This is a genomic window from Amycolatopsis sp. NPDC004169 (genome assembly GCF_040610315.1).
GTDB lineage: Bacteria > Actinomycetota > Actinomycetes > Mycobacteriales > Pseudonocardiaceae > Amycolatopsis.
Window position 1 is genome coordinate 245,726 of sequence record NZ_JBEXMD010000011.1, and the last position, 16,116, is coordinate 261,841.

The 16,116-nt window shown below is 72.1% G+C and carries 11 protein-coding genes; 7 read left to right on the forward strand and 4 right to left on the reverse strand.

Features of this window, described 5'->3' with window-relative positions:
* Positions 1-78 precede the first annotated feature (78 nt).
* Genes ABZX11_RS18040 through ABZX11_RS18050 form a run of 3 tightly spaced genes read left to right on the forward strand, consistent with a single transcriptional unit; the run spans position 79 to position 3,406 of the window.
* Positions 79-1,329, forward strand: a complete 1,251-nt coding sequence (locus ABZX11_RS18040) for a hypothetical protein (RefSeq protein WP_354914119.1) — start codon at positions 79-81, stop codon at positions 1,327-1,329.
* A complete protein-coding gene (locus ABZX11_RS18045; protein WP_354914143.1) occupies positions 1,287-2,045 on the forward strand; it encodes a PEP/pyruvate-binding domain-containing protein in 759 nt (252 codons plus the stop codon). Before ABZX11_RS18040 ends, ABZX11_RS18045 begins: the two co-directional genes overlap by 43 nt.
* A 20-nt stretch (positions 2,046-2,065) precedes the next feature.
* Positions 2,066-3,406 (forward strand): MFS transporter, encoded by a 1,341-nt coding sequence (locus ABZX11_RS18050; RefSeq protein WP_354914121.1) that lies wholly within the window; start codon positions 2,066-2,068, stop codon positions 3,404-3,406.
* Between the two features lie 295 nt (positions 3,407-3,701).
* On the opposite strand, the gene ABZX11_RS18055 is transcribed toward ABZX11_RS18050, so the two are convergent.
* The 4 genes from ABZX11_RS18055 to ABZX11_RS18070 form a co-directional block, all read right to left on the reverse strand.
* Positions 3,702-4,229: a regulatory protein RecX gene (locus ABZX11_RS18055; protein WP_354914145.1), complete on the reverse strand. Its 528-nt coding sequence runs from the start codon at positions 4,227-4,229 to the stop codon at positions 3,702-3,704.
* An 85-nt stretch (positions 4,230-4,314) separates the two neighbouring features.
* Complete coding sequence (gene recA / locus ABZX11_RS18060; RefSeq protein WP_176175863.1) at positions 4,315-5,361, reverse strand: recombinase RecA; 1,047 nt, start codon at positions 5,359-5,361, stop codon at positions 4,315-4,317.
* 239 nt (positions 5,362-5,600) lie between these two features.
* On the reverse strand, positions 5,601-5,795 hold the full coding sequence (locus ABZX11_RS18065; RefSeq protein WP_176175862.1) for a DUF3046 domain-containing protein: 195 nt from the start codon (positions 5,793-5,795) through the stop codon (positions 5,601-5,603).
* 36 nt (positions 5,796-5,831) lie between these two features.
* Positions 5,832-7,673, reverse strand: coding sequence for an Hsp70 family protein (locus ABZX11_RS18070; protein WP_354914124.1), 1,842 nt, complete (start codon positions 7,671-7,673; stop codon positions 5,832-5,834).
* A gap of 323 nt (positions 7,674-7,996) precedes the next feature.
* Here ABZX11_RS18070 and pdxA point away from each other — a divergent pair, with 323 nt between their 5' ends.
* Genes pdxA through ABZX11_RS18090 form a run of 4 tightly spaced genes read left to right on the forward strand, consistent with a single transcriptional unit; the run spans position 7,997 to position 15,740 of the window.
* On the forward strand, positions 7,997-9,025 hold the full coding sequence (pdxA, locus tag ABZX11_RS18075) for a 4-hydroxythreonine-4-phosphate dehydrogenase PdxA (protein ID WP_354914126.1): 1,029 nt from the start codon (positions 7,997-7,999) through the stop codon (positions 9,023-9,025).
* Complete coding sequence (locus tag ABZX11_RS18080) at positions 9,022-10,299, forward strand: MFS transporter (RefSeq protein ID WP_354914128.1); 1,278 nt, start codon at positions 9,022-9,024, stop codon at positions 10,297-10,299. The genes pdxA and ABZX11_RS18080 overlap by 4 nt, the downstream gene beginning before the upstream one ends.
* A complete protein-coding gene (locus tag ABZX11_RS18085) occupies positions 10,271-11,059 on the forward strand; it encodes a DeoR/GlpR family DNA-binding transcription regulator (RefSeq protein ID WP_354914130.1) in 789 nt (262 codons plus the stop codon). Before ABZX11_RS18080 ends, ABZX11_RS18085 begins: the two co-directional genes overlap by 29 nt.
* Positions 11,052-15,740: a DEAD/DEAH box helicase gene (locus tag ABZX11_RS18090; protein ID WP_354914132.1), complete on the forward strand. Its 4,689-nt coding sequence runs from the start codon at positions 11,052-11,054 to the stop codon at positions 15,738-15,740. The genes ABZX11_RS18085 and ABZX11_RS18090 overlap by 8 nt, the downstream gene beginning before the upstream one ends.
* Positions 15,741-16,116: the final 376 nt, after the last annotated feature.

Sequence of the window (16,116 nt, forward strand, 5' to 3'; positions counted from 1 at the left end):
ATGGCGCATTCACCGAGCAGGTGGGTGATTTACCGGCCTGTTATCGTTTCCCCTCGCTATTTCCAGCGAGGAGAATCCGTGTCACTGACCAGCGTGGTCGCGCCCAGTCCTGCCCCCGAGACCGTCGCCGCTCTCGTCGGCGAACGCCTTTCGGTGTCCGCACTCCAGCAGCTCGGCGGCACTCTCGGCGGCTATTCCTTCGTCAAGGTCGTGGTCGACCGCGAGCAGGCGAAGATCCACTTCCTGAACAACGCGCGGCATTCCTTTCACGCGATCTATATCGGCGAAGAGATCCTCGGCGTCGCGGAAGAACGCGTGCGCGCCGAGATCGACTCGTACAACGAGGCGTTCTATCACGCGCCCGGCCGCCGGTTCCTGCTCGGCATTCTCGCTCTGCACCCGCAGATGCTTTCACTGGAGACGGTCGAGGTCGACACCATGCCGGCCGAGCTGATCCGGGAGTTCCACGCCTTCGTCACCCAGTACGTGGACCCGTCCCTGCCGCTGCTGTTCAAGCCGGCCAACCAGCTGCAGGAGCGGATCGTCCGGGAGATCCCGGCGAGCGGGCTGCCGCGCGTCTTCGCGCACGAGCTGTTCTCCACGGCGCCGTTCGTGCCGCTGAACCCGGGCACGGCCGTCGGACGGCTGCGCCTGTTCCGCACCGAGGCCGAGTACCGCGCCGCGAAGCTGGACTGGTCCGACATCATCGTGATGGACCGGGTGCCCGACGACATCCCGCGGCTGGCCGGGATCATCAACGCCCGGCACACGACACCGTTGTCGCACACCAACGTCCTCGCCACCGGCTGGCAGATCCCCAACGCCGTCCAGCTCGGTGCGCCGGCCGAGATCGAGCGCCGCGGGCTCGACGGCAAGTGGGTCGAGTACACAGTGGACGCCCAGGCGCTGTCCCTGCGTGAGGTCGACGAGCCGGCCGACGCGGCGCCGCCGTCGTGGTACGCCCAGCGCGTCACCCTGGAGCAGCCGGAGGCCGACCACAGCCCGATCGTGAACCTCGCCCGGCTGCGCGCGGCCGACCGCCACCGCTACGGCACCAAGGCGGCCAACCTCGGCGAACTGCACCACGTGCTGGCGCACGGGTCGCAGCGGCTGCTGGGCTTCTACCAGGTGCCGCGGCCGCCGCGGGACAGCCTGCTGCCGTACCTGGCCCGGCTGCTGGACGTCCCGCCCGGCGCCGACCTCGGTGCGGCGGCCGCCGCCTGCTCGACGAGCACGTCCGCGTCCCGCGCGGCATCGCGCTGCCGTTCTCGCTGCAACGGCGGTTCCTGGAGTCGTCGCCGCGGATCCAGCAGGCCATCGGCAAGCTGAAGATGGCGCTGGAGCTGGATGCGCGTGAGATCGAGCCGCTGTGCGTCGAGCTGCAGGGCCTGATCCGGTCGGCGCGCCTGCCGGGCGCGCTCGCCGGCGAGATCGACTCGGCGCTGGTGTCTCAGCTGGCGGGGGTGCGGGCGTTCGTGGTGCGCAGCTCGTCGAACGCCGAGGACCTCGCCGGGTTCTCGGCCGCCGGGATCTACGAGTCGCACAACCACGTCACGACGGCCGAGCGGATCTTCGCCAGTGTCAAGGAGGTCTGGGCGTCGCTGGTGTCCGTGCGCAGCGTCCGGCTGCGGCAGCAGGCCGGGATCTCCCTCGACGAGTGCTACATGGGCGTGGTGATCCAGGAGCAGGTCGCGGCGGACTTCGGCGGGGTGCTGGTGACGACGAACCCGATGAACCGCGCGGACTTCCGCACGGTGTACGTCAACGTGTCGCCGCGCGTGACGGACGTCGTCGACGGCACGGCCCTGCCGATGCAGTACCTGTATTCGACGGTCGAGGGCGGCGGCCGCACGCTGTCACTGGGCGACGCACCCGCGGACCTCGACGCGCGGGCCCACGACCAGCTGCAGCGGCTGGCGATCGCCGGTCGCCTGCTGCAGGGCCACTTCTCGCCCGACTACACGTTCGACACACCGGTGGACGTCGAGTGGCTCGCCGACGGCGAGCACCTCCACCTCGTGCAGCTGCGCCCCTATTCGGCCTGACCTTCCCGGGAGAAACGACCATGCTGGGCCTTCGCCTGCCCGCGCCACCCGCCGTTCAGCGCGCCGTCCGGCTGACCTACGGCTTCCAGTTCTTCTTCGGCCTGCTGCTGTGGGTGCCGATCTTCTACTCGTACCAGAAGCTCATCGGGCTCTCCGACGGCGAGATCTTCGGCATCCAGAGCATCTACTACATCGTGTTCTGCCTGCTCGAGATCCCGACCGGGATGATCGCCGACCGCTTCGACTACCGCACCTCGCTGACGGCGGGCGCCGGCGTGCTGGTGGCGGCGAACCTGGTGCCGGTGTTCCTGGGCTCGTACACCGGGTTCCTGGTGCACTTCGTCCTGATCGCCATGGCCCGCTCGCTGGTGTCCGGCGCGCAGAGCGCGTACCTGTACGAGTACCTGCACGCCTCCGGCGCGGGGGAACACTACCTCCGCGTGGAGGGGGTCGGCCGCGCGTACAGCCTGGTCGGCAAGATCCTGTTCTGGCCGGTGATCGGCTTGCTGATGTCCTGGAGCCTCCCTTCTCCGTACTGGCTGACGGCGATCAACGCGGCCATCGCGCTGGTCTTCGCGGCCAAGCTCCCGCCGATCCCCGGCGGCCGCCGCGTGACCGGCAAGACGGCCTCGCTCCTCGCGGGCGTCGGCGGCGCACTGTCGGCGCTGCGGTCGTCCCGCTGGCTGGTGCTGCTGATGGTGCAGGGCGTCGCGATGTTCACGCTGGTGCGGATCTGCCAGGTGAACCTGTTCCAGCCGATCCTGGAGTCGAAGTCGCTGTCGGTGAACTGGTACGGCGCGGTCCTGGCCGCGATGACGGTCTTCGAGGCCCTCGGCGCGACCCGCCCCCACCGGCTCCGCCGCGCGATCGGCCCGGTGGGTTCGGTGTTCACCCTGACGATCGTGATGGCCCTGTGCCTCGGGGTGATCGTGTTCGTGGGCTCCTTCCCGGCGGTGGTGCTGCTGTGCGTGTTCGCGGTGGCGACGGGCATCGCGTTCCCGGTCCAGAAGCAGCTGCTGAACGACTCGATCCCGGACTCCCGCTACCGGGCGACGCTCCTGTCCATGGAGTCCATTGTGGACAGGGCGGTGTGCGCCCTGGTGGCGGTGGCCCTGGGCGCGTACCTGGCGGCCGGGCAGCTGAACGAGTTCTTGGTCCTGACGGCCGTGGTGACGTGCGTCGCCATGGGCTTGCTGGCGGTGTTGCTGCTGGCGGTCCGCAAGCACCGCTCGGACCGTCGAGTGCCAATCGCGCGGCGACCCGGCCAGGCCGGCCCGAGCACCCAGGCCGCCAGTCCGAGCACCCCGGCTGCCGGCCCGGAACTCCGCGCCCCGAGCCAGATGGGCGAGGCCCGCTCCTGACCCACCGATGCGCACAGCCATCCCAGCACCAGTTCGGTAAGGCCTCGGCCCGACTCCCTCCGGACCGCCGCATGCCGATCGCCCGCCCCGGCCAAGCCGGCCCGAGCATCCTGGCCGCCGGCCCGGAGCTCCGCCCCGGGAGCCAGGTGGGCGAGGCCCGCTCCTGACCCACCGATGCGCACAGCCACCCCGGCACCAGGTCGGAAAAGCCTCCGCTCACCCGCGGGCCCGGCCCGCCTCCGGCGGTACCAGGTCGGCGGCAGGCTCCGGCCCCTCAGCCGGCGCCGGGCACCGGTCAGTCGATGACGGCGTCGTCGAGCAGGGTGGACTCCGCGCCGTACGCGCGGAGCTCCTCCCTGATCACGGTGTAGGCGAGCCCCTGCGGGTAGCCCTTCCGTGCGAGGAAGCCGAGCAGCCGCCGCAGGGCGGTCTGTTCGTCGACGTTGCCGAGCGAGCCGAGGCGCTTGCGGACCAGTTCCCTGGCCATCTGCTCCTCGGACTCGCGGTCGACCTCACCGGCCGCCTGCGCCGCGACCTCGCCATCGACACCTTTGCGCCGCAGCTCGGCCACCAGCGCGGTGCGGGACAGGCCCTGGTTCGCGTGCCGGGATTTCACCCACAGCTCCGCGAACTCCGCGTCGTTGACCAGCCCCGCCCGGTCGAGCTTGCCGAGCAGGGTTTCGCAGGTCTGTTCGTCGAACCCCTTGCGGTGCAACGCCTGCCGCAGCTCCTCCTGGGTCCGCGGCCGAGCGGCCAGGAGATCGAAGCAGATCTCCTTGGCCTTCTTGTACCGCTCCTCAGGAGGAAGCTCGGCCGGCGGCACCTTGGGCGCCCTGGCCACCTGAGTCACTCCTCGTCTTCACGCCCACCGCGGACCACGACCGCGGCGGGCTTCCCGCACCGGGCGATCAGAAGTCGACCGGCGCCGGAACCGCCTCGACGGCTTCCGCGTCGAGCTGCGGCCCGATGCCGAGCTTCTCCTTGATCCGCTTCTCGATCTCGTTGGCGATGTCCGGGTTGTCGCGCAGGAACCGGCGCGCGTTCTCCTTGCCCTGGCCGAGCTGGTCGCCCTCGTAGGTGTACCAGGCACCGGACTTGCGCAGGATGGCCTGGTCGACGCCCATGTCGATGAGCGAGCCCTCGCGGGAGATGCCCTGGCCGTACAGGATGTCGAACTCGGCCTGCTTGAAGGGCGGGGCCACCTTGTTCTTGACGATCTTGACGCGGGTCCGGTTGCCGACCGCCTCGCCGCCGTCCTTCATCGTCTCGATGCGGCGCACGTCCAGGCGGACCGACGCGTAGAACTTCAGCGCCTTACCACCGGTGGTGGTCTCCGGGGAGCCGAACATGACGCCGACCTTCTCGCGGAGCTGGTTGATGAAGATCGCGGTGGTGCCGGAGTTGGACAGCGCACCGGTGATCTTCCGCAGCGCCTGGCTCATCAGCCGCGCCTGGAGACCGACGTGCGAGTCACCCATCTCGCCCTCGATTTCGGCGCGCGGCACGAGCGCGGCCACGGAGTCGATGACGAGGATGTCGAGCGCGCCGGAGCGGATCAGCATGTCCGCGATCTCGAGGGCCTGCTCACCGGTGTCCGGCTGGGAGACGAGCAGCGCGTCGGTGTCGACGCCGAGGTTCTTCGCGTACTCCGGGTCGAGCGCGTGCTCCGCGTCGATGAACGCCGCGATGCCGCCGGCGCGCTGCGCGTTCGCCACCGCGTGCAGGGCGACCGTCGTCTTACCGGAGGATTCCGGGCCGTAGATCTCGACGACGCGGCCGCGGGGCAGCCCGCCGATGCCGAGGGCGACGTCGAGGGCGATCGAGCCGGTGGGGATCACGGCGATGGGCGGCCGGGTGTCCTCGCCCAGGCGCATCACCGAGCCCTTGCCGTACTGCTTGTCGATCTGCGCGAGCGCGAGCTCGAGCGCCTTGTCCTTGTCGGGTGCTGCAGGCATGGAAGTCCACCTCGCTGGTCGAAGCCCCGGCTTTCCGGGGGCTCTGTGTCGGTTCTTCAGCTGTCCGGTCCGACGCTAGCGGCGGGGACCGACAATTCCAGGCGCGGCGCCCAATCTGTGGATCGCTGGACCCGATGTGGACAACACCTTAGACGAACACCTGTTCGAGGTCGGCAGCGACACACCCTTGCGCTAGGATTTTCGCCCGCCCGGGTCGCCACTCCTGAGACAACCCCAGGTCAGCGCCGTTCCGCCGGGACGTCGAAGGCGTCGCAGACCTCACGCCAGATCTCCTTCGCCGGGATCCCGGCGGTCAGCGCCTGGTCGACGGTGCGCCCGCCGAGCCCGCTCAGGACGTGGTCCCTGGCCAGCACCTGGGCCCGCCCTGGGCCGAACTCCTCGGCCATCAGCCGCCGGAAAACCGTGATCCGCATCGGACCCACTTTAACCGGCGGGCGCGCACCGGCCGCCTACTGACCCGGCTGGACGCTGGCCTCGAAGTAGTCGGCCAGCGTACCGGGCGTGGTCGCCGCCGCCTGGTCGCTCGTGTTCAGCTGGTAGATGAACCCGGCCAGCGGCCGGTCCGACACGGTGAACACGAGCACCGCCGACGTCTTTCCCGCGGCCGACGAGTAGTGGCCCTTGAGCCCGTTGCCGCCCCAGTCGGCCTCGGTGCGGTCGCCGCCCGCCGAGGTGAGCAGGCCGTCGGTGTACTGCTTGAGCGCGTCGGCGCTGTCGCCGTGGACGTAGGTCACCTGCGTGCCCGCCCGGCCCGGCGCCGAGCAGGTCGAAGCGGCCCCGAGGCTCTGCGACGGCGCTGCCGGGCCGTTGCCCATGCCCGGCTTGCAGTCGCCGGTGTCGGCGATCTTGCCGGCGAGCTGGCGCAGGCACCCCGTGAAGCCCTTGTCGTCGGCCTGTCCCGGCGTCCGGCACTGGTCCGCGGTGTAGGTCGCCACCGAGGACGACGACGTGAGGAACAGCGTCAGCCCCACCGCGAGCGCCACGACGACCGCGGCCGCGATCCCGATCAGCAGCTTCTTCTTCCCGCGGGGCGCGGCCTTCTCCGGCGCGGACGAGTACGCCGGGAAGTTCGACGGCACCGGCTGCGGGCCGCTCGGCGGGAAGTTCGAGGGCGCGTACCCCGGGTACTGCGGCGGCGGAGGCGGCGGCGCGTACTGCGGGTACTGCGGCGGTGCACCCGCGGCCACCGCCCCTTCGACGTTCTGGGTGCGCACCGACAGCCCGTCGCGGGCCACGTGCTGCGCGCCGAGCGCGACGGCGGTCTCGGGCTGGTCGAGACTGCCCGGCACGACGCCGAGCTTCTCCGCGATCATCGTGCCGACCAGCGGCAGCCGGCTCGACCCGCCGACGAGGTAGATGCCGGCCAGCCGGTCCGGGGTCAGCCCGGACGACCGCAGTGTCCGCGAAAGCAGCTCGACGCTGCGCAGCATCGCCGGCCGGACCAGGCCTTCCAGCTCGCCGCGGGTGACCAGGACGTCCTTGAACGGCTCGGGCATCGGCACCTCGGTCTGCGGGTGCCGCGACAGCGCCTCCTTGGCCGCCTTGACGTCCTCCTGCAGCGCGCGCCGGGTGCGCCGGTCGCCGGTGGACTCCGGGCGCAGCAGCCGCTGCCAGCGCTGCGGGTCCGAGTGCGAGACCTCGCGCCCGACGTGCACCATCAGCGCCTGGTCGACGTCGAGGCCGCCGAGGTCGGGCAGGCCGTCCTCGGCGAGCACGGTGAACCCGTTCTGGGTGGCGCCGACGACCGCGACGTCGAAGGTGCCCGCGCCGAGGTCGTAGACGGCGAGCGCCTGGCCGGGCGCGAGCGACTTGCCGGGGAAGGACGCGAAGTGCGCCGCGGCGGCGACCGGCTCGGGCACCAGCAGGATGTTCGGGCCCATCCCGGCGAGCCGGGCGGCGGACATCAGCACGTTCCGGCGCGTCTGCCCCCACTGCGCGGGGTGGGTCAGCCGGACCTCGTCGGGCTGCTCGCCGCCGAGCTGGCGGGAGGTCTCTTCGAGCACCCGGCGCAGGATGGCGGCCAGCGCGTCGGTCACCGGGACGACGTCGGTGCCGAGCAGCAGGGTCTGCTCGTCGATGCGGCGCTTGGGGTTCGGTTCGAAGCGCGTCGGGTCGAGCCGGGCGCGCCGCTCGGCGTCGCGGCCGACCATGATCGTGCCCTCTTCGGTGGCGAACACCGCCGACGGCATGTTGGCCGAGCCGTCCACTTCGACGACCCGGGGCGGCATGCCGTGCGCCGAAAGCACGGCGACGGTGTTGGACGTCCCGAGGTCCACCGACAGGATCCGCACAGCACTCCCCTTCGCGAAAACACGCCACGACGGCGCCCGCGTGATGCTGCCATGCGCGCGGTCACCGTGCGTGCGGACCCGGGAAAGTCACTGCTCCTTGACGTGGACGTCGATCAAGGTGCACGATAGTTGCACGGTTCGGTCATCGGAGTTGACCGGAATGCGCAGGATCGGAGGTCCAAGGTGATCACGGGTACCCGGCACGGCTCGCCGTCACACACTGCTGCCGAAGGCGAACTTCCGGCGGTCGAGCACCGTGTTCCGGGCAGGCGAACACCCCTGGAACTCCGCGACCCCGTCCTGGCCACCGGAAGGAAAAACCCGTGAGCGACCTCCCCGTTCTCGCCGTCACCCTCGGCGACCCCGTCGGCATCGGCCCGGAAATCGCGCTGAAGACCCTCGCCGAGCCCGAGGCCCTCCAGCTGGCGCACGGCGTGGCGGTGGGTGACGCGATCGTGCTGGAGCGCCTGGTCCGGCACCTGGGCCTGCACCTGGAGATCAACCCGATCGCCACGGTCGCCGACGCGCGCTTCACCACCGGCGTGATCGACGTGCTCAACCTCGGCGTCGTCACCGAAGACCTGCCGTGGGGCGAGGTGAACGCCACGGCGGGCGCGGCGGCGGTCGGGGCGATCGAGGTCGCGACCGGGCTCGCGCTGAAGGGCGAGGTCGGCGCGGTCGTGACCGCGCCGATCAACAAGGAGGCCATCTGGGCGGCGGGTTCGCGGCACCTCGGGCACACCGAGATGCTCGGCGAGCTGACCGGTTCGACCCGGTTCAACACGATGTTCTGGGTCTCCGGGCTGAAGATCTTCTTCGCCACGCGGCACCTTTCCCTGCGCGAAGCGATCGGCCGGATCACCCGGGAGAACATCGAGCACGCGATCCGTGAGGCGTACACGGCGCTGGAGGTCTTCGGCACCGAGAAACCGAGGCTGGCGGTGGCGGCGTTGAACCCGCACGGCGGGGAGAACGGCAAGTTCGGCGACGAGGAGATCATCGCGATCGCCCCGGCGGTCGCCGCCGCGCGGGTCGCCGGGCTCGACGTGGTCGGCCCGATCCCCGCGGATTCCGTGTTCCACCAAGGGATACAGGGCCGGTTCGACGGCGTGCTCTCGCTCTACCACGACCAGGGGCACATCGCGGCGAAGACGTACGACTTCGACGGCACCGTGTCGGTGACGGTCGGCCTGCCGATCCTGCGCACCTCGGTCGACCACGGCACGGCGTTCGACATCGCCGGCACCGGCCGGGCGTCGCACGGCACCATGCGGGCGGCGTTCAAGGCGGCGGCCACCCTGGCGCCGTACGCGCGGAAGCTGCCCGTCATCTACCCGCCGAGCCTCCGGTGATCCCCCGCAAGCGCTGGGCGTACGTCATCCCGGTCGCGGTGGTCATGTACATGCTGGCCTACCTCGACCGCACGAACGTCGCGGTGATCCTGCCCTACATCGGCGACGACTTCCCGTTGTCCGCCAGTGCCAAAGGGCTCGCGAGCGGCATCTTCTTCGTCGGCTACCTCGTGCTGCAGATCCCGGCGGCGGTGCTGGCCGCCAGGTGGAGCGCCCGCAAGACGGTGCTGATCCTGATGGTCGCCTGGGCGGTCGCGGCGGTGTTGTGCGGGCTGGTGCGGAACGAAACGCAGCTGTACCTGGCCCGGCTGCTGCTCGGGTTGTTCGAGGGCGGGGTGTGGCCGGCCGTGCTGATCCTGCTGGCGTCCTGGTTCCCGCAGGCCGAGCGGGCGCGGGCGAACGCGCTGTGGATGACGTGCCTGCCGATCTCGGCGATCCTCATGTCACCGCTGTCCGGGTTCATGCTCGACCACATGTCCTGGCGCTGGGTGTTCGTCCTGCAGGGGCTGCCACCACTGGTGTGGGCGGTCGTCTGGTGGTTCGCGGTGGCCGACCGGCCGGCCCGGGCCCGGTGGATTTCCGCGGCGGAACGCGAGTACCTCGAAACCACCTTGAAGGCCGAAGAGGACGCCAAACCGGCGTTCGCGAAGCAGGGCTACCGGCAAGCGCTGGCGAACCGCCAAGTGCTGCTGCTGGTCGGCGTCTACTTCTTCTGGATCACCGGCTTCTACGGCTTCTCGCTGTGGCTGCCGTCGGTGGTGAAGACGATGACCGGCGGCTCGGCCACCGCCGTCGGCTTCCTGTCGGCCGTGCCGTACGTGCTGGCGCTGGCCGGGATGGTCGCGTGCGCGCACTGGTCCGACCGCACCGGCAACCGGCGGCTCGCGGTCACCGTGCCGCTGCTCGTCGCGATCGCCGGGCTGCTGCTGGGCAACCTCGGGCACTGGCCGGCGGCCGTGCAGCTGCTGCTGCTCTGCGTCGTGGCGACCGGCGTCTACATGCCGTACGGGCCGTTCTGGGCCATCCCCAGCCGGGTCCTCGGCATCGAGGTCGTCGCCGTGGCGATGGGCCTGATCAACGCGCTGGGCAACCTCGGCGGGTTCGCCGGCCCGTACCTGGTCGGCTGGCTCACCGACGTCACCGGCACCGCGACCACCGGGTTCGTCGTACTGGCCGCGTTCCTCGCCGTGGCCGCCGGGCTGGCGTTCTTCGGGTTGAAACCCGCGACTGTGGAAGGGTCGGCGCATGTCCCAGCCGCGACCAGGCACCCGTGACCGGCGCGCGATGCTGCTGGAAGCCGTCCGCGAGGGCGCCGGCGGCATCGCGGAGCTGGCCGAGGAGTTCGGCGTCTCCGAGTCGACGATCCGCCGCGACCTCGCCTCGCTCGCCGGGGCGGGCCACGTCGTCCGCACCTACGGCGGCGCGCTCGACACCGAACGCAGCCCCCGCGAGAAGGACCGGGAGAACGCGGCGGCCAAGGAGGCCATCGCCCGGGAGGCCGCCGCGCTGGTCAAGGACGGCGAGGTGGTGCTGCTCGACGCCGGCACGACCACCGGCAGGCTCGCCCGGCACCTCGCCCACCGCGAGGGGCTGACCGTGGTGACCAACGGCGTCGCCGCGATCCGCGAGCTCGCGGGCTTCGCCGGGATCGACCTCATCGTCCTCGGCGGCCGGCTGCAGCACACCGACGAAGCGGTCCTCGGGGAGAGCGTGCTCGCGCAGCTGCGGCACATCTCACCCGACCGGGTGTTTCTGGGAGCGGACGGCGTGGTCGCCGACCGAGGGCTGTGCTGCCCGTCACTGGAACAGTCGGTGGTCAAGCACGCAATGCTCCACGCGGGCGCCGAGGCGTACGTGCTGGCCGACCACACCAAGCTGGACCAGGCCCCTTTTTCCTACTGGACGCCGCTCGACCGCGAGTACCGGCTGATCACCGACGAGCCGCGGGTCGATGTGACGTTCCCGCAGTTCGCCCAGAGCGTGATCCTGGCCGGACCGTCCGAAACTGTCGGTGGTGCCGCGCATCATGGATGACGTGGCAACCGATGTGCTCGACCTCTTCTCGCCCGCGACCCGGGACTGGTTCGCGGGGGCCTTCGCCGCGCCCACCGCGGCGCAGGAGGGGGCCTGGCGGGCCGCGCACGCGGGTGAACACGCCCTCGTCGTCGCCCCGACCGGGTCCGGCAAGACGCTGTCCGCGTTCCTCTGGGCGTTGGACCGGCTCTCCGTGGAGCCGCCGCCGGCGGAAGCGACGAAACGCTGCCGGATCCTCTACGTCTCCCCGCTGAAGGCGCTGGCGGTCGACGTCCAGCGGAACCTGCGAGCCCCGCTCGCCGGTATCTCTCAGGCCAGCCGCCGCCTCGGGCTGCCGGTGCCCGGCATCGAAGTGGGCATGCGCACCGGCGACACCACCGCGGCCGAGCGGCGCACCTTCGCCAAGACCCCGCCGGACGTGCTGGTCACCACGCCGGAGTCGCTGTTCCTCATCCTCACGTCGTCGGCGCGGGAGTCGCTGCGCGGCGTGGAGACCGTGATCGTCGACGAGGTGCACGCGGTCGCCGGCGGCAAGCGCGGCGCCCACCTCGCGCTCTCGCTGGAGCGGCTGGACGCGCTGCTCCCGAAGCCCGCGCAGCGGATCGGCCTGTCGGCGACGGTCCGCCCGATCGACGAGGTGAGCGCGTTCCTGGCCGGCGGCCGTCCGGTGCGCGTGGTCCAGCCGAAGCTGGCGAAGACCATCGAGGTCCGCGTCGAGGTCCCGGTCGAGGACATGAGCAACCTCGACGAGCCGCGCCGCGGGCCGGCGCCGAGCCCGCTCGACGCGCTGGAGTCCCTGGGTTCGCTGGAGTCGCTGGAGTCGCTGACCGAGGCCTTCCCGCCGGGGGACATCGCGCCGGGCGGCCTGGGCACGCTGGAGGAGATGGCCGGCAATCCCGTGCAGCGGCCGTCGATCTGGCCGGCGGTCGAGGAGCGGGTGCTGAGCCTGATCCGCGCGCACCGCTCGACCATCGTCTTCGCCAACTCGCGCCGGCTCACCGAGCGGCTCACCGCCCGGCTGAACGAGCTGGCCGCCGAGCAGACCGAGCTCACCCCGGCCGACGCGTTCCCGGCGGAGGCCGTCGGGCAGTCCGGCGTGAGCACCGGCGCCGCACCCGTGATCGCCAGGGCCCACCACGGGTCGATGTCGCGGGAGCAGCGCACGCACGTCGAAGAGTCGCTCAAGTCCGGGCAGCTGCCGTGCGTGGTGGCCACGTCGTCGCTGGAGCTGGGCATCGACATGGGCGCGGTCGACCTGGTCGTGCAGATCGAGGCGCCGCCGACGGTGGCGTCCGGGCTGCAGCGCGTCGGCCGGGCCGGGCACCAGGTCGGCGCGGTGTCGTCCGGGGTGATGTTCCCGAAGTTCCGCGGGGACCTCGTCTCCTGCGCGGTCGTCGCGGAGCGGATGGCGAGCGGCGCGATCGAGGCGGTCCGCTACCCGCGCAACCCGCTGGACGTCCTGGCCCAGCACGTCGTCGCCATGGTGGCGCTGGAGCCGTGGACCGTGCCGGACCTGGCGTCGCTGGTCCGGCGAGCGGCCCCGTTCGCCGCGTTGCCGGACGACGCTCTGCACGCGGTGCTCGACATGCTGGCCGGCCGCTACCCGAGCGAGGAGTTCGGCGAGCTGCGGGCGCGGATCACCTGGGACCGGATCGCCGGCGAGCTGCGCGGGCGGCCCGGCGCGCAGCGGCTGGCCGTCACTTCGGGCGGCACCATCCCGGACCGCGGCCTGTTCACCGTCATGACGCCGGGTGCGGACGACAAGCCCGGTTCGCGCGTCGGCGAGTTCGACGAGGAGATGGTGTACGAGTCGCGCGTCGGCGACACCATCCTGCTGGGCACGTCGTCGTGGCGGATCACCGACATCACGCACGACCGCGTGATCGTGGTGCCGGCGCCGGGTGAGCCGGCGCGGATGCCGTTCTGGAAGGGCGACGCTCCGGGCCGTCCGCTGGAACTGGGGCGGGCGCTGGGAAAGTTCGTCCGCGAACTGTCCACTTCGGACGAGGTGAAGGCCCGCGAACGAGCCGAGGCGGCGGGACTGGACGAGCGGGCGTGCGACAACCTGCTCGCCTACCTGGCCGAGCAGAAGGCCGCCACCCGGCACGTCCCGAACGACCGGACGATCCTGCTGGAGCGCTACCGCGACGAGCTCGGCGACTGGCGGATCGTCGTGCACTCGCCGTTCGGCGCGCAGGTGAACGCGCCGTGGGCGCTCGCGATCGCCGCGCGGCTGCGGGAAAACCGCGGGGTGGACGCGCAGGTGGCCCACTCCGACGACGGCATCGTCCTGCGCCTGCCGGACGCACTGGACTCCGAGGGCGGCGAGGTCACCATCGGCGCGGACGACGTGCTGCTGGACCCCGAGGAGGTCGAGCAGCTGATCGTCGCCGAGGTCGGCGGTTCGGCCGTGTTCGCGGCCCGGTTCCGGGAGTGCGCGGCCCGGTCGCTGCTGCTGCCCCGCCGGGACCCGCGGCGCCGGACTCCGCTGTGGCAGCAACGGCAACGCGCGTCGCAGCTGCTGTCGGTGGCGGCGAAGTACGAGCGGTTCCCGGTCGTGCTGGAGGCGATGCGGGAGGTCCTGCAGGACGTCTACGACGTCGGCGGCCTGCGCGAACTGATGGCCGACGTCCGGGCCCGCAAGGTCCGGCTGGTCGAGGTCGAAACGCCGGCCGCGTCGCCGTTCGCGCGCAGCCTGCTCTTCGGCTACATCGGGATGTTCCTGTACGAGACCGACGCACCGCTGGCCGAGCGGCGGGCGGCGGCGCTGTCCCTGGATTCCGGGCTGCTGGCCGAGCTGCTGGGCACCGAGGCGATCCGGGAGCTGCTGGATCCCGAAGCCGTCGCCGAGGTGGAGCGGTCGCTGCAGCGGCTCGACCCGGACAGGCACGCGCGGTCGGCCGAGGACGCGGCCGACCTGCTGCGGTTCCTCGGGGACCTGACCGTCGAGGAGGCCGCGGAGCGCGGGATCCGGGCGGAGTGGCTCACCGAGCTGGAAGCGGCCCGGCGGGCGATCCGGGTGCGGATCGGCGGCGAGGAACGGTTCCTGGCGATCGAAGACGCCGGCCGCGTCCGGGACGCGCTGGGCACCGCCCTGCCGGTGGGCGTGCCCGAGGCGTTCACCGAACCGGTGGCGGACCCGCTCGGCGACCTGCTGTCGCGGTACGCCAGGGGCCGGGGGCCGTTCGCGGCGGCGGACGCGGCCGCGCGGTTCGGCCTCGGCACGGCGGTCGTCACCGGCGTGCTCGACCGGATGACCGGCGAAGGCCGCCTGGTGCGCGGCGAGCTGAGCCCGGTCGGCCATCCGGAGACGCACGGCGTCGGCGTCGAGTACTGCGACGCGGCGGTGCTGCGCCGGCTGCGGCGGGCGTCGCTGGCGAAGCTGCGCGCCGAGGTCGAGCCGGTCGAACCGGCGGCGCTGGGCCGGTTCCTGCCGGCGTGGCACGGTTTCGGCGGCCGCGTCCGGGCCGCCCCGACGGCGGACGACGTGCTGTCGGTGGTCGAGCAGCTGGCCGGGGCGCCGTTGCCGGCGAGCGCGGTGGAGTCGCTGATCCTGCCCGGGCGGCTGCCGGGCTACTCCCCCGCCCTGCTGGACGAACTGACCACGGCGGGCGAAGTCACCTGGGCGGGCTGCGGCGCGCTGTCGGGCGGCGACGGCTGGATCGCGCTGGCCCCGACCGACGTCGCGGACCTGTTGCTGCCGGAGGTCGTCGAGGACATCCCGACCGGCCCGCTGCACGACGCGATCGTGTCCACTTTGGAGGGTGGCGCGCTGTTCTTCCGCCAGCTGGTGGACCGCGCCACGGTGCTGGTGGACAAGGCCCCGAACGACGCGGAGGTGGTGGCCGCGCTGTGGGACCTGGTCTGGGCGGGCCTGGTCACCGGCGACACGTTGGGCCCGCTCCGGGCTCAGGTCGCCGGGCACGGAGCGCACAAGCCCCGGCGCCAGGCCCCTCGCGGCCGCTACGCCCGGCTGCGGGCGGGGAGGCCGCAGATGCCGTCGCGGTCCGGGCCGCCGACGGTCGCGGGCCGCTGGGCGCTGACCCCGCCCCGGGAGACCGACGCAACCCGCCGAGCCCACGCAAGGACGGAGGCGTTCCTGGAGCGCCACGGGGTGCTGACTCGCGGCGCGCTGGACACCGAGCGCGTGACGGGCGGCTTCTCCGGGATCTACAAGGTCCTCCGCGGCATGGAGGACACGGGCCAGGTGATCCGCGGGTACGTGGTGGAGGGCCTCGGCGCGGCCCAGTTCGCGGCGAAGGGCGCGGTGGACCGCCTGCGGGCGCTGTCGGGTCCGGGACGCCCGGCACCGGGCCGCCCGGTGGTCCTGGCCGCGGCGGACCCGGCCCAGCCGTACGGCGCAGCCCTCCCCTGGCCGGCGGCCACGGGAGACACGAAGCACCGCCCGGCCCGCAAGGCGGGCGCGCTGGCGGTGCTGGTCGACGGGGTCCCGGCCCTGTACGTGGAAAGAGGAGGACGATCACTGCTGAGTTTCACCGAGGAGCGCGAGGCGTTGTCGGAGGCGGCCCAGGCCCTGTCGGCAGCGGTCCGCGAGGGCTGGCTCGGCCAGCTGTCGGTCCAACGCGCGGACGGCGAGCAGGCACTGACCTCGGAGCTGGCCCAGGTGCTCCAGGAGGCAGGCTTCCGGGCCACCCCCTCCGGCCTGCGGCTGCGGGCCTGAGGGCGGGAACACCCGCCCCGGGCTTCGCGACCGCCGCCGGTCCGAGCAGCTCGCCGGCCAGCGGCCGGTCCGCCACACCGCCGATCATGGGCCGCCCACAACCCCGGCGCCGGAGGCTCACCTCGACAGCACCGATCCTCCGCGGCCCCGGCTCGGCCGGTCCGCCGCCCCGCGCACCGCGGCCTAGGCCGCAACCGCGATACTGGATGACCATCTCCGCAGCGCCGCGCACCACGCGCTGCAGTGCGGGTTCTGCACCCCCGGGACCGCGAACCGCGGGCCTAGGGCGTGTCTGACAATGCCTTGGTCCAGGTGATCACGGCATGGAGGACGACCGCTGATCGGTAGACGATGGCGAGCTTGTCGTAGCGAGTAG